The 868-nt window shown below is 70.3% G+C and carries 1 protein-coding gene; it reads left to right on the top strand.

The features are described from left to right. Positions 1–269 precede the first annotated feature (269 nt). Positions 270–868 (top strand): transglycosylase family protein (locus tag VR44_RS48705; protein ID WP_211275232.1); only part of this gene is annotated, 599 nt, incomplete at its 3' end.

Raw genomic sequence — 868 nt, 5'->3', positions numbered from 1 at the left:
AAGGGCGACCTGCCGATCGTCGGCGACTGGTCGGGCAAGGGCCGCACGAGCTTCGGTGTCTACCGGCCGAGCACCGCCACCTTCGCCCTGAACAACGCCTACGCCGGCACCCCCGACACCGTGATCACGTACGGCAACCCGGGCGACGTCCCCGTCACCGGCAACTGGAGCTGACAGTCCGCCGCCCATTCCCCCGCGGGGCCGCCCCTCCAGGCGGCCCCGCACCACACACGCCGCCCTCACCTCTCATCACCACCGAAGGACTCGCGATGACCAACCCCGCACACCTCCGCAAGCCTCGAACCCTCATGGCCCTGCTCGCTGCCGCCGCCATCGCAGGCACACTGAGCGCCGGCCAGGCCAGCGCGGCATCGGTGGCGACCTGGGACAAGGTCGCCGCCTGCGAGAGCGGCGGCGACTGGACGATCGTGAGCCGCAACAACCTGTACTACGGCGGGCTGCAGATCACGATGGACAACTGGAACTCCTACGGCGGCACCGCGTACGCCGCGCGGCCGGACCTCGCCACGAAGCAGCAGCAGATCCTCATAGCGGAGAAGATCCTCGCCCGCCAAGGCCCCCGCGCGTGGACCTGCTCACCCGGCACCGGGCTTGCCACCGACCACGCCAACCCGTACCCCACCGCGCCGGCGCCCGTCATCAAGTCGTCGGCGGTGGGGGTGTTCCGGGACGGGACGTGGGCGTTGCGCAACGCGTCGGGTGGGATGACGACGGCCGGTTTCGGACAGGCGGGTGACATTCCGATCACCGGTGACTGGGACGGCTACGGCCATGACCAGCTGGGTGTGTTCCGTCCCTCGACGAACACGTTCGCGCTGCGGCACGACGACGGCAGCAGCACCCGATC

Origin of the sequence: Streptomyces katrae (genome assembly GCF_000966975.1) — a bacterium.
GTDB classification, from domain to species: Bacteria; Actinomycetota; Actinomycetes; order Streptomycetales; family Streptomycetaceae; genus Streptomyces; species Streptomyces katrae.
The sequence above is the reverse complement of the archived record's forward strand: the minus strand, read 5'-3'. Positions and strand labels throughout refer to the sequence as shown.